Source organism: Streptomyces sp. NPDC052701, from assembly GCF_040678355.1.
GTDB lineage: Bacteria > Actinomycetota > Actinomycetes > Streptomycetales > Streptomycetaceae > Streptomyces.
Window position 1 is genome coordinate 1 of the sequence record NZ_JBFATO010000014.1, and the last position, 23,191, is coordinate 23,191.

Sequence of the window (23,191 nt, forward strand, 5' to 3'; positions counted from 1 at the left end):
CCAGCTCTCCCTGCACTACGGCGCCGACGACCTGGGCTCGATCATGCTGGAGGAGAACGTGGTCTCCTCCGCCGGCGCCCGGCACCGCTCCAACCGGCTGGAGATCATCGAGCTGATCCGCTCGGCGGGCCGGGTCCCGGCCCAGCGCTCCACGACCTACGAGCACCTGGCCGTCCACGAGGACCCGGCCGACGACCCCGTCGACGACCGCGTGGTCTCGCACATCTCGTCCACGGCGATCGAGGGCGGCACCGCCCACCCCGAGCTGAAGCTGCTGGCCTCCAACTAGGGCCCGCGTGCTGACGATCCACGCCGACTCCAGGGGCCGGGCGCTCGTCGTCGAGGGCGCCCGGGTCAAGGACGCCGGGGCGGTGCAGGACCTCCTCGCCGCGCACCCGCACGCGCGCGTGCGGCGGTGGCCCGGCATCCTCACGCCCGGCCTGGTCAACCCGCACGGCACCGAGCTGCTGGAGGAGGCCTACCACCCGGATCCGCGGGAGGCCGGCGAGCTGGGCACCGAGCCGCTGACCGGCGACGCGCTGGCCGCGCTCGCCCTCGACGACGCCCGGTGGGGCGCGAGCGCCCGGCGCGGGGTGCAGCGGATGCTGGCGCACGGCACGGTCGCGGCGGCCTGCGAGGAGCTGCGCAACCGCGCGGTGCGGGACGCCGTGCGCCGCTCCGGGCTGGGGATCGTGGGCCGGCTCGGGCGTCCCGGCGGCGTCCCCGCGCTCGACCCGTACGCCGGTGGCGGGCAAGTGGAGTTCGCGCCCCCCAGGGAACGCGGCTCGGCCGCCCGGTTCGCCGTGTTCGACGTGCGGGACGAGGCCGAGCTGGCCGAGCGCGGATCGGGCACCTGCGTGGCCACGGTCGTGGACGGCCGACTGGTGTTCCGGCGCCGGTAGGACCACCCGGCCCGCCGCGCCGGCCGGTCAGCCCGCGAGCGCCTCCCCGAACGCCCCCGGGCTCTGCTCCACCCCGCTGCAGTCGGTCGGCGCGCCGTCGGCACCGGCGTCCCCGCCGTCCCCGCCCCCGCCGTCCCCGTCCTCGCACGCCCGGTCCCGGAAGGCCGCCCACATCGACACCCAGCCGATGCCCTTCTCCTCGGCGAACGCCCGCACCCGGGCCGCGTCCGCGAGCGTGAACGTCTCGCCGGCGACGTCGTTGACGCCGATCATCGGAGTCAGCGCCATGCCCCGCCAGGCCTCCGCGTCCGAGGCGGCGAAGACCTCCTTCAGCTGGGCGTGGGCGGCCCGGGCCGCCCGGAGCGCGTGGGCGCCCATGTCGCCGGTGCGGGACTCGCCGTAGTTCATCGTCATGAGGTTGACGGTGGAGACCCGCACGCCGTGGTCGTCGGCGGACTCCAGCAGCGCCAGAGCGTCCCCGTCCAGTCCGGAGGACATCACCGGGAGGGTGAAGGTCACCTCCAGGCCGCTGCGCTCCCGCTGCAGCAGCGCGACGGCCCGCGAGCGCAGGGCCACCGAGTCCGGGTCGGTCAGCTCGTCGCCCTCGACGTCGAAGTCGGCCCGGGAGGAACCGGCCGCGTCCAGCGCCTCGCCGTACGCCCCGGCCAGCTCCGGGGCGCTGTCGCAGGCCGCGGCGAGCTCGGTGCCGGAGGCCCCGCCGAAGGAGACGCGCAGGTCGGCGCCGTCCTGTCCGAGCCGCGAGATCCGGGCGGCCACCGCCGGGTCGCCGACGGCCCGGGTGCCGTCCCACGCCGGTGCGCAGTCGCCGCCGCCCGCGACCACGAACGCCAGGTTGTACGCCGTGGGGGAGCCCGCGAAGTCGCTGCCGGAGGCGGTGGTGGCGCTGACGTAGGGGGCGTAGGAGGTGCCGGCCGCGGGTGCCGCCGTACCGCCCTGCCCGGAGCAGCCCGTGACGGCCAGGGCGAACAGGCCCGCCAGGCCCGCCGCCGGCATCCTCGGACTCCTCATCGCGCAGGCACCCGCTCTCGGTGGTCCCCGTCCCGGCCCGGAGGCCCTCGGGAGGGGAACAGGCCGGTCCGCCTCTCCCGGGCTCTCCCGGGCCGCTCACCGGAAAGTCCGAGTTTACGCCGTGCGGGCTCCCCGGCGTCCGGGGAACGCGCTGCGGGCCCGTCACCGAAGGCCGTACCGCCGTGCTGCAAGAATGGGCCCGTGACCCGCGCATCCCTGGACAAGCAGCCGCACGAAGTCGCCTCGATGTTCGACGACGTGGCGGAGCGGTACGACCTGACCAACGACGTGCTGTCCCTGGGACAGGCCCGGCTGTGGCGCAGGGAGGTCGCCAGGGCGGTCGGCGCCCGGCCGGCGCAGAAGGTCCTGGACCTCGCCGCCGGCACGGCCACCTCCTCGCTGCCCTTCGCCCGCACCGGCGCGTACGTCGTCCCCTGCGACTTCTCCCTCGGCATGCTCCAGGTCGGCAAGGAGCGGCACGCCTGGCTGCCCTTCACGGCGGGCGACGCGACCCGGCTGCCGTTCCGCGACGACGTCTTCGACGCCGTCACCATCAGCTTCGGCCTGCGCAACGTGCAGGACACGGACGCGGCCCTGCGCGAGATGCACCGCGTGACCCGGCCCGGCGGCCGGATCGTCATCTGCGAGTTCTCGCACCCGACCTGGGCGCCGTTCCGGACCGTCTACACCGAGTACCTGATGCGGGCGCTGCCGCCGGTCGCGCGGGCCGTGTCGTCGAACCCGGACGCGTACGTCTACCTCGCGGAGTCCATCCGCAGCTGGCCCGACCAGCCCGCCCTCGCCGGGCGGCTGAGGAAGGCCGGCTGGGCGAAGGTGGCCTGGCGGAACCTGACCGGCGGGGTGGTGGCCCTGCACCGGGGCTTCAAGGCGAGCTAGGGGGAGCCGAGGACCGCGTACGCGGGGTCCTCCGGCTCGTCCAGTTCCCGTCGGAGCCCGCCGCCGGGCGGTCCCGGCAGCCGCGGCTCCCGTACGCCCCCGCCGCCCTCCCCCTCACCGAAGTCGAACCACACGTACACCAGGGAGTCCCGCGGCACCTCGGCGCCGGGCTGCGGGTACTGCCGTACGACGTGGTCGACGACGGTGCGGTGGAAGTCGGGCCGGTCGGGTGCGCCGAGGGCCAGGCCCCGCGTCCGGGCGGCCTCCCGCGCGTCCACGGCCATCAGGCCGACCAGGCGCGGTACGCGAACTTCGGATGTTCTGCGGGATCCGTGCACAGATGTCACCCCCAGCGGTACCGGCAGGGTAGCCCCGGGGCCGGCCGGCCGGAAGCGTCAAGTCGCTATCTGTGACACTTGATTACTCTCGGCTACAGGTCGAGTCGGTAGCAGTGCCCCAGCCGGCGCGAGAGCGGCGCGGTGAACGTCTCGGCCAGGCGCATGCCCAGCCGCTGCGTGACCGCGACGGACCTCCTGTTGTCCGCGGCCACCATCGCCACCACGCTCGGCACACCCGCCGCGCGCACCCGCTGGAGCGTCTGGAGCGCGGCCGCGGTGACGTACCCCTTGCCCCAGGACTCCCGCGCGAGCCGCCAGCCGATCTCGATCTCCCCCCGGGGGCCCCAGTCCTGCTCCCAGGGCTGGGCGCCGGTGAAGCCGATGACCCGGTCGTCCTCGTCGAGCATCGTCCACAGGCAGAAGCCGCGTTCGGCGTCGTGCCGGCGCTGGCGGGCGGTGAGCTCCTCGTACACCGACAGCTCCTCGGCCCGGCCGCCCTGGAACTCCATGACGTCCGGGTGGGCGAAGATCCGGTGCCAGGCGACCGCGTCCTCGTCGGTGGGGACGCGCAGCCGCACTGCGGGGAGAGCTCGGTTCACGGGGCAGCCCTTCAGCCGGGTGATCGGTGACGCTGAATAGACTGCCCGTGTCCTGTGCCGGTCGGCACGCAGATTTCGAACTTGGGGAGATCCCGCCGTGACCGTCGTGACCGAGCCCCTCTCCGAGAACACCGCCGATGTCATCGTCGTGGGCGCGGGGCCGGCCGGCTCCGCTACCGCCTACCACCTGGCCAGGGCCGGGCTCGACGTGCTGCTGCTGGAGAAGACCGAGTTCCCGCGGGAGAAGGTCTGCGGCGACGGGCTCACCCCGCGCGCCGTCAAGCAGCTCGTGGCCATGGGCATCGACGTCTCCGAGGAGGCCGGCTGGCTGCGCAACAAGGGCCTGCGCATCATCGGCGGCGGTGTGCGCCTCCAGCTGGACTGGCCGGATCTCGCCTCCTTCCCCGACTACGGACTGGTCCGCAGGCGCGACGACTTCGACGAGCAGCTCGCCCGCCAGGCGCAGAAGGCGGGCGCCCGCCTGTACGAGCGCTGCAACGTCTCCGGGCCGATCGTCGACGACCGCACCGGACGCATCACCGGCGTGAGCGCCAAGCTGGGCGAGGAGAAGCGCGAAGTCACCTTCCACGCACCGCTGGTGGTGGCCGCCGACGGCAACTCCACCCGCCTGTCCCTGGCGATGGGCCTGCACCGCCGCGAGGACCGCCCGATGGGCGTCGCGGTCCGCACGTACTTCACCTCCCCGCGCCACGACGACGACTACCTGGAGTCCTGGCTGGAACTGTGGGACCGCCGCGGCCCCGAGGACCGTCTCCTGCCCGGCTACGGCTGGATCTTCGGCATGGGCGACGGCACCTCCAACGTCGGCCTCGGCGTGCTGAACACCTCGGACTCCTTCAAGGAGCTCGACTGGCGCGAGGTCCTCAAGGCCTGGTGCGCCTCCATGCCGGAGGACTGGGGCTACACCCCGGAGAACATGACCGGCCCGATCCGCGGCGCGGCCCTGCCCATGGCCTTCAACCGCCAGCCCCACTACACCAGGGGCCTGCTCCTCGTCGGCGACGCCGGCGGCCTGGTCAACCCCTTCAACGGAGAGGGCATCGCCTACGCGATGGAATCCGGCCAGATCGCCGCCGACGTCATCGTCCAGGCCCAGGCCCGCTCCACCCCGGCCCAGCGCGAGACGGCCCTGCGGCGCTACCCGCAGATCCTGAAGGACACCTACGGCGGCTACTACACCCTCGGCCGCGCCTTCGTGAAGCTGATCGGCAACCCCAAGGTCATGAAGATCGCCGCCCAGCGCGGCCTGACCCACCCCCTGCTGATGAAGTTCACCCTGAAGCTGCTCGCCAACCTCACCGACCCGACGGGCGGCGACGCGATGGACCGCATCATCAACGGCCTGAGCAAGGTGGCGCCGAAGGCGTGACGCCCGCGGGGCGGCCACCGCCGTGAGGACGCCACGGGTGGCCGGGAACCGGGCTTCCGGCCACCCCCGCGGACGTTTCCTCGCGGGAGCCGGGAGCCGGGAGCCGGGAGCCGGGAGCCGGGAGCCGGGAGCCGGGAGCCGGGAGCCGGGGAGGGCTGAGGCAGGGCCGGGGCCGGGGGCCGCACCGCCCGCCCGGGCCCGACCGGTGGTATCGCCCGAGGTGCCCCGATGCGCCGGGGAACATGCCGGAAGGGCCGCTGCCCCCGAGCGGCTGCGGCCCTTCACTCCGTACGGCGCTACGGCCGGTGTACTCAGAGCACCCGCACCGCGCCGGTCGGCGGGTCGTACGACAGCGGCTGCTCGACGATGCCCGTGGAGGGGTTCTGAGCGCCGATGAACTTGCCGTCGCCGATGTAGACGGCGACGTGGTACGCGCTGCCCGCGCTGCCCCAGTACAGGATGTCGCCCGGCTGCAGGTTGCTCAGCGACACCGGCGTGCCGGCGGTCGACTGGTCCTGCGAGACGCGCGGCAGGCTGATGCCCACCTGCTTGAAGGCGGCGCCCACCAGACCGGAGCAGTCGTAGGCGGAGGGACCGGTGGCGCCCAGGACGTAGGCCTTGCCCACCTGTGCCTTCAGGAAGGAGATCACGCTCGCGGCCGAACCGGTCGCCGTGGACGTGCTCGCGGAGGTCGCCACGCTCGCCGTCGCCGTGAGGGTGGGCCGCTCGGTGTCGCGCGCGGCACGCTCGGCGCGCTCGGCAGCCGCCTGGCGCGCGGCCTCCGCGGCCTTCTTGCGGGCCTCGGCCTTCTTCTTGGCCTCGGCGAGGTCCGCCTTGGCCTCCTTGGCGGCCTTGGCGGCGGCCGCGTCACGCTCGGCCTGCAGCTCGTAGTTCGCGGCGGCCAGCTCCGTGGCGGTCGCGGACTCGGCGACCTGGGCGGCCAGGTCGGCCGTCAGGGTGGGCAGTTCCAGGGTCTGCGTCACCGGTTCGGCGGCGTTGGCCGCCCCCGATGCACCCGCCACTGCCAGGGTGCTGAGGACGCCACCGGCAACTCCGGCGCGCATCGCGATCTTCGACGCGCTGCGGCGGGGCTTCCGGTGGCTGCGTATGTGAGCGGTGTGGGACATGGGAACAACCGGTACCAGGGGCTCCTTCATATCTTCAAGGAACGTGTGCTGCGCCACAGTTGTTCAATCCACTCCCCGAATTCCGGCAAGACGATTCTTTATTGACGCCGTAACGGACATTACGGGCGCGACGTAATGGGCCTGTGATCTCGGTCTTTGATCATTTCGCCCGAATTGCCCCGCGCCTACCACTGGTTGGGGCAATTGGCCAACTCCCGCCGTCCGACGCCCCTTGCGAATGTGGCGGAGGTCACGGAACGGTCAACCCGGCGGGTGCGTCCCGCGCGGGATCGCGGACCGGTTGCGGACCGGTCGTGGGTCGGCTGCGGACGGACCCCGGGCGGACGCGGCTCCACGGAGATCGTGAAAGCGTGCACGCGTTCACAGCGCGCCCAGCGCCCCCGCGAGTGTGAACGCGGCCCTCTATCAAGAGATCGACTCCGGCGCCAATTTGCATGCAAGGGAACTCTCTTGATATAGAGACGCCCCTTCCGACCTGCTGCGACGAGCCAAAATGTCACCTGTCGTGATCACTCGGACGCTTCGCGTGTGAAGATCACCGCTCATACGACTTCATGATCCTTCGTCAGGTGGTGGAGATCACAAAGCTTGTGCAATACCCCGTGTCGCAGATCACAGAGCGACAGGCATAAGATGCACGCGGTTGGGCTTGTGACCTGCTTCACATGTTCCCGATCTCCGCCGGGGCGGGCGGGGCTCGAGGGACGGGTGGGGCGCGCGTGAGCCCGGCACAACCGCCAGCAGTCAGTGCCGACTGAGAGGAGCGAGGAGCGGTGAACGCGTATGCGCCCATCCTCGTACTGGGAGCCCTCGGGGCAGGCTTTGCGATCTTCTCCGTGGTCATGGCCACGCTGATCGGTCCGAAGCGGTACAACCGCGCCAAGCTCGAGGCCTACGAGTGCGGCATCGAGCCGACCCCCACGCCGGCCGGCGGCGGGCGCTTCCCCATCAAGTACTACCTGACGGCGATGCTCTTCATCGTCTTCGACATCGAGATCGTCTTCCTCTACCCCTGGGCCGTCAGCTTCGACGCCCTGGGGATTTTCGGGCTCGTGGAGATGCTGCTCTTCGTGCTCACCGTCTTCGTCGCCTACGCGTACGTCTGGCGACGCGGCGGCCTGGAATGGGACTGAGGGGCCTTTAAGTCATGGGACTCGAAGAAAAGCTGCCGAGCGGCTTCCTGCTGACCACCGTCGAGCAGGCCGCGGGCTGGGTGCGCAAGGCGTCGGTCTTCCCGGCCACGTTCGGCCTCGCCTGCTGCGCCATCGAGATGATGACCACCGGCGCGGGCCGCTACGACCTGGCGCGCTTCGGCATGGAGGTCTTCCGCGGCTCGCCGCGCCAGGCCGACCTGATGATCGTCGCCGGCCGGGTCAGCCAGAAGATGGCACCGGTGCTGCGGCAGGTCTACGACCAGATGCCGAACCCCAAGTGGGTGATCTCCATGGGGGTCTGCGCCTCCTCCGGCGGCATGTTCAACAACTACGCCATCGTCCAGGGCGTCGACCACATCGTGCCGGTCGACATCTACCTCCCCGGCTGCCCGCCGCGGCCCGAGATGCTGATGGACGCCATCCTCAAGCTCCACCACAAGATCCAGCACTCCAAGCTCGGCGTGAACGCCGAGGAGGCGGCCCGCGAGGCGGAGGAGGCGGCGCTCAAGGCCCTGCCCACGATCGAGATGAAGGGGCTGCTGCGGTGAGCGACGCCAACGGCAACGGGGTCAACCCCGAGAAGGAGCTCTCCGCCGAGAACCTCCCGGGCCGGCGCGGCCAGGGCGGCGAGGAGATCCGCGTCCAGCGCGGCATGTTCGGCGCGGACAACGGCGGCGACACCTCCGGCTACGGCGGCCTGGTCCGCTCGGTCCGGCTCCCGGGACCGGCGAGCAGGCCCTACGGCGGCTGGTTCGACGAGGTCGCCGACGAACTGGAGGGCGCGCTGGAGGAACAAGGGCTGCTGCCCGAGAACGCCATCGAGAAGACGGTCGTCGACCGCGGCGAGATCACCTTCCACATCGAACGCGAGCACCTGGTCCGCGTCGCCCGCACCCTGCGCGACGACCCGGCGCTGCGCTTCGAGCTGTGCACCGGCGTCAGCGGCGTCCACTACCCGGGCGACAAGGGCCGCGAGCTGCACGCCGTCTACCACCTGCGCTCGATCACCCACAACCGGCTGATCCGCCTGGAGGTCAGCTGCCCCGACGGCGACCCGCACATCCCGTCGCTGTTCCCGGTGTACCCGACGAACGACTGGCACGAGCGCGAGACGTACGACTTCTTCGGCATCGTCTTCGACGGTCACCCGGCCCTGACGCGGATCATGATGCCGGACGACTGGCAGGGCCACCCGCAGCGCAAGGACTACCCCCTCGGCGGCATCCCCGTCGAGTACAAGGGCGCCCAGATCCCGGCTCCGGACCAGCGGAGGTCGTACTCATGAGCACGCACACCCCGTCCTCCGCGTCCGGCACCGCCGCCTCGGCGCGCGAGACCACCGAGGGCACCGTCTACACGGTCACCGGCGGCGACTGGGACGAGGTCGTCCAGTCCGCGGCCCGCGCCGACGACGAGCGCATCGTCGTCAACATGGGCCCGCAGCACCCCTCCACCCACGGCGTGCTCCGCCTGATCCTGGAGATCGAGGGCGAGACGGTCACCGAGGCCCGCTGCGGCATCGGCTACCTGCACACCGGCATCGAGAAGAACCTCGAGTACCGGACGTGGACCCAGGGCACCACGTTCGTGACGCGCATGGACTACCTGACGCCGTTCTTCAACGAGACGGCGTACTGCCTCGCGGTCGAGAAGCTCCTCGGCATCGAGGACGACGTCCCGGACCGGGCCTCGGTCATCCGCGTGCTCCTGATGGAGCTGAACCGGCTCTCCTCCCACCTGGTGTGCATCGCCACCGGCGGCATGGAGCTCGGCGCCACCACGATCATGATCTACGGCTTCCGCGACCGTGAACTCATCCTCGACATCTACGAGCTGATCACCGGCCTGCGGATGAACCACGCCTACATCCGCCCCGGCGGACTCGCCCAGGACCTGCCGCCCGGCGCGGTGGACCAGATCCGCGAGTTCGTGAAGAAGATGGACAAAAACCTCCCGGAGTACGACAAGCTCGCCACCGGGAACCCCATCTTCAAGGCCCGCATGCAGGACGTCGGCTACCTCGACCTGGCCGGCTGCATGGCCCTCGGCGCGACGGGCCCGATCCTGCGCTCCACCGGCCTGCCCCACGACCTGCGCAAGGCCCAGCCCTACTGCGGCTACGAGACGTACGACTTCGACGTCCCGACCGCCGACACCTGCGACGCCTACGGCCGCTTCCTGATCCGCCTGGAGGAGATGCGCCAGTCGCTGCGGATCATCGAGCAGTGCCTGGACCGGCTCCAGCCCGGCCCGGTCATGGTGGCCGACAAGAAGATCGCCTGGCCCGCCCAGCTCGCCCTGGGGCCGGACGGGCTCGGCAACTCCCTCGACCACATCAAGAAGATCATGGGCACGTCCATGGAGGCCCTGATCCACCACTTCAAGCTGGTCACCGAAGGCTTCCGCGTCCCGCCGGGACAGGCGTACGCGGCGGTCGAGTCGCCCAAGGGCGAGCTCGGGGTGCACGTCGTCTCCGACGGAGGCACCCGCCCCTACCGGGTCCACTTCCGCGACCCGTCCTTCACCAACCTGCAGGCCATGGCGGCGATGTGCGAGGGCGGCCAGGTCGCCGACGTCATCGTCGCCGTCGCGTCCATCGACCCCGTGATGGGAGGCGTCGACCGGTGACCACCTCATCCTCCGAGCGGGGCGTCAGCCTGGGCATGCCCGAACCGCCCGCCCCCGCCTACCCGGACGACGTCCGCGCCCGCCTGGAGACGGACGCGCGCGAGATCGTCGCCCGCTACCCGGACTCCCGGTCCGCCCTCCTGCCGCTGCTGCACCTGGTGCAGTCGGAGGAGGGACACGTCACGCGCACCGGGATGCGGTTCTGCGCGGACGTGCTCGGCCTGACCACGGCCGAGGTCACCGCGGTCGCCACCTTCTACACCATGTACCGGCGCAAGCCGAGCGGCGACTACCAGGTGGGCGTCTGCACCAACACCCTGTGCGCCGTCATGGGCGGCGACGCCATCTTCGAGGAGCTCCAGGAGCACCTGGGCGTCGGCAACGGCGAGACCACCGACGACGGCAAGGTCACCCTGGAGCACATCGAGTGCAACGCGGCCTGCGACTACGCACCGGTCGTCATGGTCAACTGGGAGTTCTTCGACAACCAGACCCCGGCCAGCGCCAGGCGCCTCGTCGACGACCTGCGCGCGGGACGGCCGGTCAGCCCCACGCGCGGTGCGCCGCTGTGCACCTTCAAGGAGACCGCCCGGATCCTGGCCGGCTTCCCCGACGAGCGCGAGGGGGCCGTCGAGGCCGGCGGGAGCGCGGGACCCGCCTCCCTGGTCGGACTCAAGCTCGCCAAGGGGGAGACCGCTCCCGCGCGCGTGGTGCACCCGCGCGGCGCGGCGTCCGCGGACGAGCCGCCGCACCAGCCGTCGCCCACGGAGCACCTGAGCTCGCACGACGCGCCGCAGGACACGTCGGCCTCCGATCCCTCCCACCCGGCGGGACCTGTCGCCGAGGAGGGGGAGTGATGACCTTGGCAACCGAACTCAAGGACATGAGCCCGGAGAAACTGCTCGCACCGGTGCTGTCGGCCTTCTGGGACGAGGACAAGTCCTGGACGCTGGACGTGTACCGCAGGCACGACGGGTACGAGGGGCTCCGCAAGGCGCTGGCCATGTCGCCGGACGACGTCATCGCCTACGTCAAGGACTCCGGCCTGCGCGGCCGCGGCGGCGCCGGGTTCCCCACGGGGATGAAGTGGCAGTTCATCCCGCAGGGGGACGGCAAGCCCCACTACCTGGTCGTCAACGCCGACGAGTCGGAGCCCGGGACCTGCAAGGACATCCCGCTGCTGTTCGCCAACCCGCACAGCCTCATCGAGGGCATCGTCATCGCGTGCTACGCCATCAGGTCGTCGCACGCCTTCATCTACCTGCGGGGCGAAGTCGTCCCCGTGCTGCGGCGGTTGCACTCGGCCGTGCGCGAGGCCTACGCGGCGGGCTACCTCGGCACGGACATCCTGGGCAGCGGACTCGACCTGGAACTCACCGTGCACGCCGGCGCGGGCGCGTACATCTGCGGTGAGGAGACCGCGCTGCTGGACTCGCTCGAAGGCCGCCGCGGCCAGCCGCGGCTGCGTCCCCCCTTCCCCGCCGTCGCGGGCCTCTACGCGTGCCCCACCGTGGTGAACAACGTCGAGTCGATCGCCTCGGTTCCCGCGATCATGCACCGGGGCAAGGAGTGGTTCCGCTCGATGGGCAGCGAGAAGTCCCCGGGCTTCACGCTCTACTCCCTGTCCGGCCACGTCGCCAACCCCGGCCAGTACGAGGCCCCGCTCGGGATCACCCTGCGCCAGCTCCTGGACATGAGCGGCGGGATGCGCCCCGGGCACCGCCTCAAGTTCTGGACGCCGGGCGGCTCCTCGACCCCGATGTTCACCGACGAGCACCTCGACGTCCCCCTCGACTACGAAGGAGTGGGCGCCGCGGGTTCCATGCTCGGCACCAAAGCCCTCCAGTGCTTCGACGAGACGACCTGCGTCGTGCGCGCCGTCACCCGCTGGACCGAGTTCTACGCCCACGAGTCCTGCGGCAAGTGCACGCCCTGCCGCGAGGGCACCTACTGGCTGGTGCAGCTGCTGCGGGACATCGAGGCCGGCAAGGGCAAGCCCTCCGACCTCGACAAGCTCGCCGACATCGCCGACAACATCAACGGCAAGTCCTTCTGCGCCCTCGGCGACGGCGCCGCCTCGCCGATCTTCTCCTCGCTCAAGCACTTCCGCGAGGAGTACGAGCAGCACATCACGGGCCGGGGCTGCCCCTTCGACCCGGCCAGGTCGACGGCCTGGGCCGACCGCACGGAGGTGAACGCATGACCGTGACCACCAGCGCTCCCTCCGGCGGGGGGGAGGCGGCGGTCCCGCCGGAGGACCTCGTCACGCTGACGATCGACGGCATCGAGATCAGCGTGCCCAAGGGCACCCTGGTCATCCGGGCCGCCGAACAGCTCGGCATCGAGATCCCCCGGTTCTGCGACCATCCCCTCCTCGACCCGGCCGGCGCCTGCCGGCAGTGCATCGTCGAGGTCGAGGGCCAGCGCAAGCCCATGGCGTCCTGCACCATCACCTGCACGGACGGGATGGTGGTGAAGACCCACCTGACCTCGCCCGTCGCGGAGAAGGCCCAGAAGGGCGTGATGGAGCTCCTGCTCATCAACCACCCGCTGGACTGCCCGGTCTGCGACAAGGGCGGCGAGTGCCCGCTGCAGAACCAGGCGCTGTCGCACGGCAACGCCGAGTCCCGCTTCGAGGGCAAGAAGCGCACGTACGAAAAGCCCGTGCCGATCTCCACGCAGGTGCTGCTGGACCGGGAGCGGTGCGTGCTGTGCGCCCGCTGCACCCGGTTCTCCAACCAGGTGGCGGGCGACCCGATGATCGAGCTGCTGGAGCGGGGCGCGCTCCAGCAGGTCGGCACCGGCGAGGGCGACCCGTTCGAGTCGTACTTCTCCGGCAACACCATCCAGATCTGCCCCGTCGGCGCGCTGACCTCGGCGGCGTACCGCTTCCGCTCCCGCCCCTTCGACCTGGTCTCCTCGCCGTCGGTGTGCGAGCACTGCTCCGGTGGCTGCGCCACGCGCACCGACCACCGGCGCGGCAAGGTCATGCGGCGCCTCGCGGCCCTCGACCCCGAGGTCAACGAGGAGTGGATCTGCGACAAGGGACGGTTCGCGTTCCGGTACGCGCAGCAGCGCGACCGGCTCACCACACCCCTGGTGCGCAACGCCGAGGGCGAGCTGGAACCGGCCTCCTGGCCGGACGCCCTGCAGATCGCCGCCCAGGGGCTGCTCGCCTCCCGGGGCCGCACCGGTGTCCTGACCGGCGGCCGCCTCACCGTGGAGGACGCCTACGCCTACAGCAAGTTCGCGCGGGTGGCGCTCGACACCAACGACATCGACTTCCGCGCGCGCGTGCACAGCGGCGAGGAGGCCGACTTCCTCGCCGCCCGGGTCGCCGGGCGGGGCCGGGACCTGGACGGCACGGGCGTCACGTACGCCTCCCTGGAGAAGGCGCCCGCGGTCCTGCTGGTCGGGTTCGAGGCCGAGGAGGAGGCGCCCGGCGTCTTCCTGCGGCTGCGCAAGGCCTGGCGCAAGCACGGGCAGAAGGTGTTCGCCCTGGCCACGCACGCCACACGCGGTCTGGAGAAGGCCGGCGGAACGCTGCTTCCGGCCGCTCCCGGCACCGAGACCGAGTGGCTCGACGCGCTCGCCGGCGGTGTCGGCCTGGAGGGCGACGGCGCCTCGGCGGCCGAGGCGCTGCGCACCGAGGGAGCGGTGATCGTCGTCGGCGAGCGGCTGGCCGCCGTGGCCGGCGGTCTCACCGCCGCGGTGCGGATCGCCGCCGCGACCGGCGCCCGGCTGGCGTGGATCCCGCGCCGGGCCGGGGAACGCGGGGCCGTCGAGGCGGGCGCCCTGCCGTCGCTGCTGCCGGGCGGCCGCCCGGCGACCGACCCCCGCGCGCGTGAGGAGGTCGCCGCCGTCTGGGGCGTGGCCGCACTCCCGCACCGCTACGGCCGCGACACCGGCCAGATCGTCGAGGCCGCCGCGGCCGGCGAGCTCCAGGCCCTGCTGGTTGCGGGCGTGGAGATCGCCGACCTGCCCGACCCGGCACGCGCGCGTGCGGCCCTGGACGAGGTCGGCTTCCTGGTCTCGCTGGAGCTGCGGCCCAGCGAGATCACCGAGAAGGCCGACATCGTCCTGCCCGTCGCTGCCGTCGCCGAGAAGGCCGGCACCTTCCTCAACTGGGAAGGCCGGGTCCGCTTCTTCGAGGCAGCGCTCAAGCCCGACCAGATGACCCACCGCGTCGCCCCCACCGACGGGCGCGTGCTGCAGATGCTGGCCGACGCCATGGACGTCCACCTGGGCCTGCCGGATCTGCGCACCACGCGCGCGGAGCTGGACCGGCTCGGCGTCTGGGACGGCCCGCGGGCCACCGGACCCCTGGAGACGGCGGGCACGCTGCCGCGGCCCGCCGCCGGGGAGGCCGTGCTCGCCGGGCACCGGCTGCTGCTCGACCAGGGCGTCCTGCAGGAGGGCGACGAGGCGCTCGCCGGCACCCGGCACGCGGCCCACGCGCGCCTGTCGGCCGCCACGGCCGCCGAGGCGGGCGTCGAGGACGGCGGCCTGCTCACCGTGACCGGCCCCGCCGGGGCCGTCGCACTCCCGCTGCGGATCAGCGAGATGCCCGACCGCGTGGTGTGGCTCCCGCTGAACTCCACGGGCGGGGGCGTCGCCTCCGACACCGGGGCGCTGCCCGGCTCCCTCGTCCGCATCGGCCCGGCGGCGCCCGCCGCCGAAGCCCCCGAGGAGGTGGAGGCATGAGCCCGTACCTCGCCGCTGAAGACCTCTCGATGTTCGGCCGCGACCCCTGGTGGCTGGTCGTCGTCAAGGCGGTGTTCTGCTTCGCCTTCCTGATGGTGACCGTGCTGGTCTCCATCGTCATGGAGCGCAAGGTCGTCGCCTGGATGCAGCTGCGCATCGGCCCGAACCGGCACGGCCCCTGGGGCCTGCTCCAGTCGCTCGCCGACGGCGTCAAACTGATGCTCAAGGAAGACCTCGTCGTCAAGCGCGCGGACAAGGCGGTGTACGTCCTCGCGCCGGTCGTCGCGGCCATCCCGGCCTTCATGGCGATCGCGGTGATCCCCTTCGGCCCGGCCGGCAACGAGATCTCGATCTTCGGCCAGCGCACCACGATGCAGCTCACCGACCTGCCGATCGCGATGCTCTACATCCTCGCGGTCGCCTCGGTCGGCATCTACGGCATCGTGCTCGCGGGCTGGAGCTCCGGTTCGACCTACCCGCTGCTGGGCGGCCTGCGCTCCTGCGCGCAGATGATCTCCTACGAGATCGCGATGGGCGCCGCCTTCGCCTCGGTGTTCCTCTACTCGGGGTCGATGTCGACCTCGACGATCGTCGAGCAGCAGACCGACCGCTGGTACATCCTGCTGCTGCCGGTCTCCTTCATCCTCTACATCGTCACCATGGTCGGCGAGACCAACCGCGCCCCGTTCGACATGCCGGAGTCCGAGGGCGACCTGGTGGGCGGCTTCAACACCGAGTACTCGTCGATCAAGTTCGCGATGTTCATGCTCGCCGAGTACGTCAACATGGTCACCGTCTCGGCCGTCGCCACCACCCTCTTCCTCGGCGGGTGGCGGGCCCCGTGGCCCGTCAGCACCTTCTGGGAGGGCGCGAACCACGGCTGGTGGCCGCTGCTCTGGTTCACCGTCAAGGTCCAGCTGCTGCTGTTCTTCTTCGTGTGGCTGCGCGGCACCCTCCCACGGGTCCGCTACGACCAGCTGATGAAGCTCGGCTGGAAGGTCCTCATCCCGGTCTCGCTGGTGTGGCTGATGCTCGTCGCCTCCGTGCGGGCCCTGCGGAACGAGAACTACGACTTCGCCGACATCGCCCTCTACATCGGCGGCGGCGTCCTCGCCCTGCTGCTGCTCTCCTTCGTCGCCGACATGTTCCGCGAGAAGACGAAGCAGGCCGAGCGGCCCGCCGGGCGGCCGGCCGCCTTCGACCCGATGGCGGGCGGATTCCCCGTACCGCCGCTGCCCGGACAGGAACTGCCGCCGGTGCCCCGGCGCCGTCCGCGCGGCGAGCAGCGGGAGCTGATCGTCAGTGGCGGCCCCGATACCCACGGTGACGGACCTGTGGGCGGACCTACGGATGGAAAGGAGGCGTCCGATGGCTGAGGAGCCCAAGGAGGCCGGGCAGTCGAAGCCCGGTTTCCAGAACCCCGTGGCCGGCTTCGGCGTGACCTTCAAGGCCATGTTCAAGAAGCGGCTCACCGAGCAGTACCCGGAGCAGAAGAAGACCACCGCTCCGCGCTTCCACGGACGGCACCAGCTCAACCGCCATCCGGACGGCCTGGAGAAGTGCGTGGGCTGCGAGCTGTGCGCCTGGGCCTGCCCCGCCGACGCGATCTACGTGGAGGGCGCGGACAACACCGAGGAGGAGCGCTACTCGCCGGGCGAGCGGTACGGCCGCGTCTACCAGATCAACTACGCCCGCTGCATCCTGTGCGGCCTGTGCATCGAGGCGTGCCCCACCCGCGCGCTGACGATGACCAACGAGTTCGAGCTCGCCGACTCCAGCCGCGCCAACCTCATCTACACCAAGGAGCAGCTGCTCGCCGGGCTCGACGAGGGCATGGTGGAGGCCCCGCACGCGATGTACCCGGGGACGGACGAGCAGGACTACTACCGGGGCCTGGTGACCGAGGCCGCGCCCGGCACGGTCCGCCAGGTCGCGCACTCCAAGGGCGAGGTCGTCCAGGAGGCCGACTCGACCTTCGGGGGGACCGAACCGGCGTCGGAGGAGGTGACCGGCCGATGAGCGCCCAGCTCGCCGCCTACACCACCTCCGCCGGCGAGGCCGTCCAGTTCTGGATCCTCGGCACGGTCGCCGTGATCGGCGCCCTGTGCACCGTCTTCATGAAGAGGGCGGTGCACAGCGCCCTCTGCCTCGCCGGGACCATGATCGTCCTGGCGGTGTTCTACCTCGCCAACGGCGCCTACTTCCTGGGCGTCGTCCAGATCGTCGTCTACACCGGCGCGATCATGATGCTGTTCCTGTTCGTGGTGATGCTCGTCGGCGTCACCGCGGCGGACTCCCTGAAGGAGACCATCAAGGGGCAGCGCTGGCTGGCCCTGCTGTGCGGGCTCGGCTTCGGCGTCCTGCTGGTCGCGGGCATCGGCAACGCCTCCCTGACGGAGTTCAACGGCATCGGCCGGGCCAACGCGGGCGGCAACGTGGAGGGCATCGCCGCCCTGCTGTTCACCAGGTACGTCTTCGCGTTCGAGATCACCGGCGCCCTGCTCATCACGGCCGCCGTCGGTGCCATGGTGCTCACCCACCGGGAGCGCACCGAGCGGGCCAGGACCCAGCGCGAGCTCGCCGAACAGCGCGTACGCGAGGGGAAGTACCTGCCGCCGCTGCCGGCGCCCGGCGTGTACGCCCGGCACAACGCCGTGGACATCGCGGGCCTGCTGCCCGACGGCACCCCCTCCGAGCTCACCGTCAGCAAGACGCTGCGCGAGCGCGGCCAGGTCCGGGACGTGTCGCAGGAGGCGCTCAACGACCTGCGGGCCCTGGAGCGGCGTGCCGAGGAGCGCCTGGAGCGCAGGGCCGTCGAGCCGGCGACCTTCAAGCGGCCCGAGGAGGCGTCGAAGTGAACCCCGTCAACTACCTCTACCTCGCGGCCCTGTTGTTCACGATCGGCGCCACCGGCGTGCTGGTCCGGCGCAACGCGATCGTCGTCTTCATGTGCGTCGAGCTCATGCTCAACGCCTGCAACCTCGCATTCGTCGCCTTCTCCCGGATGCACGGCAACCTCGACGGCCAGATCATCGCCTTCTTCACGATGGTCGTCGCCGCCGCGGAGGTCGTGGTCGGGCTCGCGATCATCGTGTCCCTGTTCCGTTCCCGCCACTCGGCCTCGGTCGACGACGCCAGCCTGATGAAGCTGTAAGGGGCACTGGACCGTATGAACACAGAGAACCTGATTGCGCTGCTGGTGGCGGCGCCCCTGCTCGGAGCGGCGGTCCTGCTGTGCGGCGGCCGGCGGCTGGACGCCGTCGGCCACTGGATCGGCACGGTGCTGGCGGGCGTGTCCTTCGTGCTCGGCCTGGTGCTCTTCACCGACCTGCTGGGCAGGGGCGCCGGCGAACGCACCGTCACGCAGCACCTGTTCAGCTGGATCCCGGTGGAGGGCTTCCAGGCCGACGTCGCCTTCCGGCTGGACCAGCTGTCGATGACGTTCGTGCTGCTGATCACGGGCGTCGGCTCGCTGATCCACCTGTACTCGGTCGGGTACATGGAGCACGACGAGCGGCGCCGCCGCTTCTTCGGCTACCTAAACCTGTTCCTCGCGGCGATGCTGATCCTCGTCCTCGCCGACAACTACCTGCTGCTGTACGTCGGCTGGGAGGGCGTCGGTCTCGCCTCCTACCTCCTGATCGGCTTCTGGCAGCACAAGCCCAGCGCCGCGACCGCCGCGAAGAAGGCCTTCCTGGTCAACCGCGTCGGCGACATGGGCCTGTCGATCGCCATCATGCTGATGTTCCTGTGGTTCGGCACCTTCGCCTTCGGGCCGGTGCTCGGCACCCACGAGGAGGCCGGACTCGCGGGCGCGGCCGGTGAGGACAAGCTCACGGCGATCGCGCTGATGCTGCTGCTCGCCGCCTGCGGCAAGTCCGCCCAGGTGCCGCTGCAGTCCTGGCTCGGCGACGCGATGGAGGGCCCGACCCCGGTCTCGGCCCTGATCCACGCGGCGACCATGGTGACCGCGGGCGTGTACCTGATCGTCCGCTCCGGCGCGATCTTCAACGGCGCCCCCGACGCGCAGCTGGTCGTCACCATCGTCGGCGCGGTCACGCTCCTGTTCGGTGCGATCGTCGGTTGCGCGAAGGACGACATCAAGAAGGCGCTGGCCGGCTCGACCATGTCGCAGATCGGGTACATGGTGCTGGCCGCGGGTCTCGGCCCGATCGGCTACGTCTTCGCGATCATGCACCTGGTGACGCACGGCTTCTTCAAGGCCGGGCTGTTCCTCGGCGCCGGTTCGGTCATGCACGGCATGAACGACGAGGTCGACATGCGCCGCTACGGCGGTCTGCGCACGTACATGCCGGTCACGTTCGTCACCTTCGGCCTCGGCTACCTCGCCATCATCGGCTTCCCCGGCCTGTCCGGCTTCTTCTCCAAGGACAAGATCATCGAGGCGGCGTTCGCCAAGGGCGGCACCGAGGGCTGGATCCTCGGCGGCGTGGCCCTGCTCGGCGCGGCCATCACGGCGTTCTACATGACGCGCGTGATGCTGATGACGTTCTTCGGCGAGGAGCGCTGGCGGCACGCGCCGACGCCGTCCCCGGCCGAGCCCGACGTGGAGCCCGCCGCCGAGACCCGCGGCACGTACGCGCCGCCGCACCCGCACGAGTCGCCGAAGATCATGACGATCCCGATGATCGTGCTGGCCGTCGGGTCGGTGGCGGGCGGCGCCTTCTTCAGCATCGGCGACCGCTTCCTGCACTGGCTGGAGCCCGTCACCGCGCACGACCACGGGCACGCCCCGATCGGCGCCCTGACGGTGACGCTGTCCACGGTGGCCGTGATGGTCCTCGGTGTCGCCCTCGCCTGGGCGCAGTACGGGCGCCGCCCGGTGCCGGCCGTCGCCCCGCGCGGGTCGCTGCTCACCCGGGCCGCCCGGCGCGACCTGCTCCAGGACGACTTCAACCACGTCGTCCTGGTCCGCGGCGGCGAGCACCTGACGCGCTCCCTGGTGTACGTCGACCACACCCTGGTCGACGGGGTCGTCAACGGCACGGCGGCCTCGGTCGGCGGCCTGTCCGGCCGGATGCGCAGGCTGCAGAACGGCTTCGCGCGCAGTTACGCGGTCTCGATGTTCGGCGGCGCGGCGGTCCTGGTCGCCGCGACCCTGCTGATGAGGGCGGTCTGATACCGATGTCCTTTCCCCTGCTGACAGCGACGGCGGCGCTCCCGGCCGTCGGCGCGATCGCCACGGCCGCCGTGCCGGCCGCGAAGCGCACGGCGGCCAAGTGGCTGGCGCTGCTGTTCTCGCTCGCCACGCTCGCCCTGGCGGTCACCGTCCTGGTGCGCTTCGACCCGGACGGGGACCGCTACCAGCTCACCGAGTCCCACTCCTGGATCAAGGACTTCGGGGTCCGGTACGAGCTGGGCGTGGACGGCATCGCGGTGGCACTGATCGCGCTCACGGCGGTCCTCATCCCGTTCATCGTCCTGGCGGGCTGGCACGACGCCGACCCCCTGGAGACCGGCAGCAAGCGGTGGCGGCCGACGCAGGGCTTCTTCGCCCTGATCCTGGCCGTCGAGGCGATGGTGATCCTCTCCTTCGAGGCCACCGACGTCTTCCTCTTCTACATCTTCTTCGAGGCCATGCTGATCCCGATGTACTTCCTCATCGGGGGCTTCGGGGACCGTGCCCACGAGCACGGCGAGAGCGCGGCCTCCACACAGCGGTCGTACGCGGCGGTGAAGTTCCTCCTCTACAACCTGGCCGGCGGCCTGATCATGCTGGCCGCGGTGATCGGCCTGTACGTGGTCGCCGGGAACTTCTCCCTCACGGAGATCGCCGAGGCCCGCGCCGACGGCTCGCTGGACATGGCGACCAGCACCGAACGCTGGCTGTTCCTCGGCTTCTTCCTCGCCTTCGCGGTGAAGGCGCCGCTGTGGCCGCTGCACACCTGGCTGCCCAACGCGATGGGGGAGGCCACCGCCCCGGTCGCCGTGCTCATCACGGCGGTCGTCGACAAGGTCGGCACCTTCGCGATGCTCCGCTTCTGCCTCCAGCTGTTCCCGGAGGCGAGCAAGTGGGCCACGCCGGTCGTCCTCGTCCTGGCGCTCGTCAGCATCATCTACGGGGCGCTGCTCGCGGTCGGCCAGCGCGACATCAAGCGCCTGGTGGCGTACGCGTCGATCTCCCACTTCGGCTTCATCATCATGGGCATCTTCGCGATGACCAGCCAGGGCCAGTCCGGGGCGACGCTCTACATGGTCAACCACGGCATCTCGACCGCCGCGCTGATGCTGGTGGCCGGCTTTCTGATCTCCCGGCGCGGCTCGCGGCTCATCGCCGACTACGGCGGGGTCCAGAAGGTGGCCCCGGTGCTCGCCGGCACGTTCCTGATCGGCGGTCTGGCGACCCTGTCGCTGCCGGGACTGGCACCGTTCGTCAGTGAGTTCCTGGTCCTGGTCGGCACGTTCACGCGCTATCCGGTCATCGGCATCATCGCCACCTTCGGCATCGTGCTCGCCGCGCTCTACACCCTCGTCCTGTACCAGCGGACGATGACCGGCCCGGTGAAGCCGGAGGTCGCCGCGATGCCGGACCTCAGGGCGCGTGAGCTGGTGGTGGTCGCCCCGCTGGTCGTGCTGCTGATCTTCCTGGGCGTCTACCCGAAGCCCGTCACGGACATCGTCAACCCGGCGGTCGAGCAGACCATGTCCGACGTACAGAAGAAGGACCCCCAGCCCGAGGTGGAGGCGGCCAAGTGAGCGCATCAGCCGTCCACAGCCTGTGGACAACCGCGGCCGATCCGATCTCGAAGATCGACGCGCCCAAGTTCGAGTACGGGCAGCTGTCGCCCACCCTGATCGTCGTCGGCGCGGCGATCGTCGGAGTGCTGGTCGAGGCGTTCGTGCCGCGCAGGTTCCGTTACCACGCCCAGATGTTCGTGTCCGTCGTCGCGCTCGCCGCCGCGTTCGCCGCGGTCGTCGCACTCGCGGCGGACGGGTACGGCACCACCAAGGCGCGCATCGCCGCCATGGGCGCGATCGCCGTCGACGGACCGGCGCTCTTCCTGCAGGGCACTATCCTGCTGGCGGGCCTGGTCGGCCTGTTCACCTTCGCCGAGCGGCGGCTCGACCCGGTGGTGCACGGCAACCGCGTCGACTCCTTCGCCGCGCAGGCCGCGTCCGTGCCGGGCAGCGAGAGCGAGAAGGCCGCGGTGAAGGCCGGGTTCACCACCACCGAGGTGTTCCCGCTGCTGCTCTTCGCGGTCGCCGGCATGCTGGTCTTCCCGGCGGCCAACGACCTGCTGACGCTGTTCGTGGCGCTGGAGGTCTTCTCGCTCCCGCTGTACCTGATGTGCGCGCTGGCCCGCCGCAAGCGGCTGATGTCGCAGGAGGCGGCCGTCAAGTACTTCCTGCTCGGCGCGTTCGCCTCCGCGTTCACGCTGTTCGGCATCGCGCTGCTGTACGGCTACGCGGGCTCGATGTCGTACGCGACGATCGCGCAGGTCGTCGACGGCACGGTCGCCGAGGTCACCCCGGCGCTCGCCGACACCATGGGCAACGACACGCTGCTGCTGATCGGCGCCGCGCTGCTCGTGATGGGCCTGCTGTTCAAGGTGGGCGCCGTGCCGTTCCACATGTGGACCCCGGACGTGTACCAGGGCGCGCCGACGCCCGTGACCGGGTTCATGGCGGCGGCGACCAAGGTGGCGGCCTTCGGCGCGCTGCTGCGGATCCTGTACGTCGTGCTGCCCGGCCTGCGCTGGGACTGGCGGCCGGTCATGTGGGGCGTCGCGATCGTCACCATGCTGGGCGGCGCGATCGTCGCGATCACGCAGACCGACATCAAGCGGCTGCTGGCGTACTCGTCGATCGCGCACGCGGGCTTCATCCTCGCGGGTGTCATCGCGACCACGCCGGACGGCGTCTCCTCGGTGCTGTTCTACCTGGCCGCGTACTCGTTCGTGACGATCGGCGCCTTCGCGGTGGTCACGCTGGTGCGGGACGCGGGCGGCGAGGCCACCCACCTGTCCGAGTGGGCCGGGCTCGGACGCCGTTCGCCGCTGGTGGCGGCCGTGTTCGCGGTGTTCCTGCTGGCCTTCGCGGGCATTCCGCTCACCTCCGGCTTCGCGGGCAAGTTCGCCGTGTTCAAGGCGGCGGCGGAGGGCGGCGCGGCGCCGCTGGTCGTGGTCGGTGTGATCTCGTCGGCCATCGCCGCGTTCTTCTACATCCGCGTCATCGTCCTGATGTTCTTCAGCGAGCCGCGGCCCGAGGGGCCGACGGTCGCCGTGCCGTCGCCGCTGACCATGACGGCGATCGGGGTCGGTGTGGCGGTCACGCTGGTGCTGGGCGTGGCGCCGCAGTACTTCCTGGACCTCGCCGGCCAGGCGGGGGTGTTCGTGCGCTGACGCGGCGCCGGCCCGTACGGGGCGGCCCGGCACCCCTGG

The 23,191-nt window shown here is 71.2% G+C and carries 21 protein-coding genes and 1 pseudogene; 18 read left to right on the top strand and 4 right to left on the bottom strand.

Annotated features, from left to right (window positions below; genetic code table 11):
* Together AB0L29_RS17700 and AB0L29_RS17705 are read left to right on the top strand one after the other, a co-directional pair.
* Positions 1-289 (top strand): annotated as a pseudogene (locus AB0L29_RS17700) (dehypoxanthine futalosine cyclase); the annotation flags it as partial.
* Positions 290-296: 7 nt separating this feature from the next.
* Positions 297-902, top strand: a complete 606-nt coding sequence (locus tag AB0L29_RS17705; protein WP_365828095.1) for a hypothetical protein — start codon at positions 297-299, stop codon at positions 900-902.
* Positions 903-929: 27 nt separating this feature from the next.
* Here the strand turns inward: AB0L29_RS17705 and AB0L29_RS17710 are convergent, their stop codons facing one another.
* Positions 930-1,931 carry a chitinase gene (locus AB0L29_RS17710; protein WP_365828097.1) on the bottom strand — a complete coding sequence of 334 codons (1,002 nt, stop codon included), beginning with the start codon at positions 1,929-1,931 and terminating at the stop codon, positions 930-932.
* 201 nt (positions 1,932-2,132) lie between these two features.
* Between AB0L29_RS17710 and AB0L29_RS17715 the strand changes: the two genes are divergently transcribed.
* The gene (locus AB0L29_RS17715) at positions 2,133-2,828 is read left to right on the top strand and encodes a demethylmenaquinone methyltransferase (RefSeq protein WP_365828100.1); all 696 of its coding nucleotides are present in this window, start codon (positions 2,133-2,135) and stop codon (positions 2,826-2,828) included.
* Here the strand turns inward: AB0L29_RS17715 and AB0L29_RS17720 are convergent.
* Together AB0L29_RS17720 and AB0L29_RS17725 are read right to left on the bottom strand one after the other, a co-directional pair.
* Complete coding sequence (locus AB0L29_RS17720; RefSeq protein WP_365828102.1) at positions 2,825-3,166, bottom strand: PASTA domain-containing protein; 342 nt, start codon at positions 3,164-3,166, stop codon at positions 2,825-2,827. The genes AB0L29_RS17715 and AB0L29_RS17720 overlap by 4 nt on opposite strands.
* A 92-nt stretch (positions 3,167-3,258) precedes the next feature.
* Complete coding sequence (locus AB0L29_RS17725; RefSeq protein ID WP_365828104.1) at positions 3,259-3,765, bottom strand: GNAT family N-acetyltransferase; 507 nt, start codon at positions 3,763-3,765, stop codon at positions 3,259-3,261.
* A 97-nt stretch (positions 3,766-3,862) separates the two neighbouring features.
* On the opposite strand from AB0L29_RS17725, the gene AB0L29_RS17730 reads away from it, so the two are divergent.
* On the top strand, positions 3,863-5,155 hold the full coding sequence (locus AB0L29_RS17730; RefSeq protein ID WP_365828106.1) for a geranylgeranyl reductase family protein: 1,293 nt from the start codon (positions 3,863-3,865) through the stop codon (positions 5,153-5,155).
* Positions 5,156-5,466: 311 nt separating this feature from the next.
* Here AB0L29_RS17730 and AB0L29_RS17735 read toward each other — a convergent pair whose 3' ends face one another.
* Positions 5,467-6,282, bottom strand: a complete 816-nt coding sequence (locus tag AB0L29_RS17735; RefSeq protein ID WP_365828108.1) for a C40 family peptidase — start codon at positions 6,280-6,282, stop codon at positions 5,467-5,469.
* A 794-nt stretch (positions 6,283-7,076) separates the two neighbouring features.
* Here AB0L29_RS17735 and AB0L29_RS17740 point away from each other — a divergent pair.
* The 14 genes from AB0L29_RS17740 to nuoN are packed head-to-tail and all read left to right on the top strand — an operon-like array spanning position 7,077 to position 23,152.
* Positions 7,077-7,436 carry an NADH-quinone oxidoreductase subunit A gene (locus AB0L29_RS17740; protein ID WP_003967084.1) on the top strand — a complete coding sequence of 120 codons (360 nt, stop codon included), beginning with the start codon at positions 7,077-7,079 and terminating at the stop codon, positions 7,434-7,436.
* A gap of 14 nt (positions 7,437-7,450) precedes the next feature.
* Positions 7,451-8,005, top strand: a complete 555-nt coding sequence (locus AB0L29_RS17745) for an NADH-quinone oxidoreductase subunit B family protein (RefSeq protein ID WP_187747878.1) — start codon at positions 7,451-7,453, stop codon at positions 8,003-8,005.
* Positions 8,002-8,742, top strand: coding sequence for an NADH-quinone oxidoreductase subunit C (locus tag AB0L29_RS17750; RefSeq protein ID WP_365828110.1), 741 nt, complete (start codon positions 8,002-8,004; stop codon positions 8,740-8,742). The genes AB0L29_RS17745 and AB0L29_RS17750 overlap by 4 nt, the downstream gene beginning before the upstream one ends.
* On the top strand, positions 8,739-10,085 hold the full coding sequence (locus AB0L29_RS17755) for an NADH-quinone oxidoreductase subunit D (protein ID WP_365828112.1): 1,347 nt from the start codon (positions 8,739-8,741) through the stop codon (positions 10,083-10,085). Before AB0L29_RS17750 ends, AB0L29_RS17755 begins: the two co-directional genes overlap by 4 nt.
* Entirely contained in the window at positions 10,082-10,942 is an 861-nt protein-coding gene (nuoE, locus tag AB0L29_RS17760; protein WP_365828113.1) for an NADH-quinone oxidoreductase subunit NuoE, read from the top strand. Before AB0L29_RS17755 ends, nuoE begins: the two co-directional genes overlap by 4 nt.
* Positions 10,939-12,288: an NADH-quinone oxidoreductase subunit NuoF gene (gene nuoF / locus AB0L29_RS17765; RefSeq protein ID WP_365828115.1), complete on the top strand. Its 1,350-nt coding sequence runs from the start codon at positions 10,939-10,941 to the stop codon at positions 12,286-12,288. The genes nuoE and nuoF overlap by 4 nt, the downstream gene beginning before the upstream one ends.
* Positions 12,285-14,789 (top strand): NADH-quinone oxidoreductase subunit G, encoded by a 2,505-nt coding sequence (locus AB0L29_RS17770; protein WP_365828117.1) that lies wholly within the window; start codon positions 12,285-12,287, stop codon positions 14,787-14,789. Before nuoF ends, AB0L29_RS17770 begins: the two co-directional genes overlap by 4 nt.
* Positions 14,786-16,165, top strand: a complete 1,380-nt coding sequence (gene nuoH, locus AB0L29_RS17775; RefSeq protein WP_365828119.1) for an NADH-quinone oxidoreductase subunit NuoH — start codon at positions 14,786-14,788, stop codon at positions 16,163-16,165. Before AB0L29_RS17770 ends, nuoH begins: the two co-directional genes overlap by 4 nt.
* Positions 16,158-16,808 carry an NADH-quinone oxidoreductase subunit NuoI gene (nuoI, locus tag AB0L29_RS17780; protein WP_365828121.1) on the top strand — a complete coding sequence of 217 codons (651 nt, stop codon included), beginning with the start codon at positions 16,158-16,160 and terminating at the stop codon, positions 16,806-16,808. The genes nuoH and nuoI overlap by 8 nt, the downstream gene beginning before the upstream one ends.
* Positions 16,805-17,647 carry an NADH-quinone oxidoreductase subunit J gene (locus tag AB0L29_RS17785; RefSeq protein ID WP_365828123.1) on the top strand — a complete coding sequence of 281 codons (843 nt, stop codon included), beginning with the start codon at positions 16,805-16,807 and terminating at the stop codon, positions 17,645-17,647. Before nuoI ends, AB0L29_RS17785 begins: the two co-directional genes overlap by 4 nt.
* Positions 17,644-17,943: an NADH-quinone oxidoreductase subunit NuoK gene (nuoK, locus tag AB0L29_RS17790; protein WP_030401737.1), complete on the top strand. Its 300-nt coding sequence runs from the start codon at positions 17,644-17,646 to the stop codon at positions 17,941-17,943. Before AB0L29_RS17785 ends, nuoK begins: the two co-directional genes overlap by 4 nt.
* Before the next feature lie 15 nt (positions 17,944-17,958).
* Positions 17,959-19,929, top strand: coding sequence for an NADH-quinone oxidoreductase subunit L (gene nuoL, locus AB0L29_RS17795; protein ID WP_365828125.1), 1,971 nt, complete (start codon positions 17,959-17,961; stop codon positions 19,927-19,929).
* 5 nt (positions 19,930-19,934) lie between these two features.
* Positions 19,935-21,506 carry an NADH-quinone oxidoreductase subunit M gene (locus tag AB0L29_RS17800; protein WP_365828127.1) on the top strand — a complete coding sequence of 524 codons (1,572 nt, stop codon included), beginning with the start codon at positions 19,935-19,937 and terminating at the stop codon, positions 21,504-21,506.
* The gene (gene nuoN, locus AB0L29_RS17805; RefSeq protein WP_365828129.1) at positions 21,503-23,152 is read left to right on the top strand and encodes an NADH-quinone oxidoreductase subunit NuoN; all 1,650 of its coding nucleotides are present in this window, start codon (positions 21,503-21,505) and stop codon (positions 23,150-23,152) included. The genes AB0L29_RS17800 and nuoN overlap by 4 nt, the downstream gene beginning before the upstream one ends.
* Positions 23,153-23,191: the final 39 nt, after the last annotated feature.

Coding starts and splice junctions, on each gene's coding strand:
- AB0L29_RS17710 (WP_365828097.1), bottom strand. CDS start 1,931: ATGAGGAGTCCGAGGATGCCGGCGGCGGGCCTGGCGGGCCTGTTCGCC.
- AB0L29_RS17735 (WP_365828108.1), bottom strand. CDS start 6,282: ATGTCCCACACCGCTCACATACGCAGCCACCGGAAGCCCCGCCGCAGC.
- AB0L29_RS17745 (WP_187747878.1), top strand. CDS start 7,451: ATGGGACTCGAAGAAAAGCTGCCGAGCGGCTTCCTGCTGACCACCGTC.
- AB0L29_RS17755 (WP_365828112.1), top strand. CDS start 8,739: ATGAGCACGCACACCCCGTCCTCCGCGTCCGGCACCGCCGCCTCGGCG.
- AB0L29_RS17770 (WP_365828117.1), top strand. CDS start 12,285: ATGACCGTGACCACCAGCGCTCCCTCCGGCGGGGGGGAGGCGGCGGTC.
- nuoH (WP_365828119.1), top strand. CDS start 14,786: ATGAGCCCGTACCTCGCCGCTGAAGACCTCTCGATGTTCGGCCGCGAC.
- nuoI (WP_365828121.1), top strand. CDS start 16,158: ATGGCTGAGGAGCCCAAGGAGGCCGGGCAGTCGAAGCCCGGTTTCCAG.
- AB0L29_RS17785 (WP_365828123.1), top strand. CDS start 16,805: ATGAGCGCCCAGCTCGCCGCCTACACCACCTCCGCCGGCGAGGCCGTC.
- nuoL (WP_365828125.1), top strand. CDS start 17,959: ATGAACACAGAGAACCTGATTGCGCTGCTGGTGGCGGCGCCCCTGCTC.
- AB0L29_RS17800 (WP_365828127.1), top strand. CDS start 19,935: ATGTCCTTTCCCCTGCTGACAGCGACGGCGGCGCTCCCGGCCGTCGGC.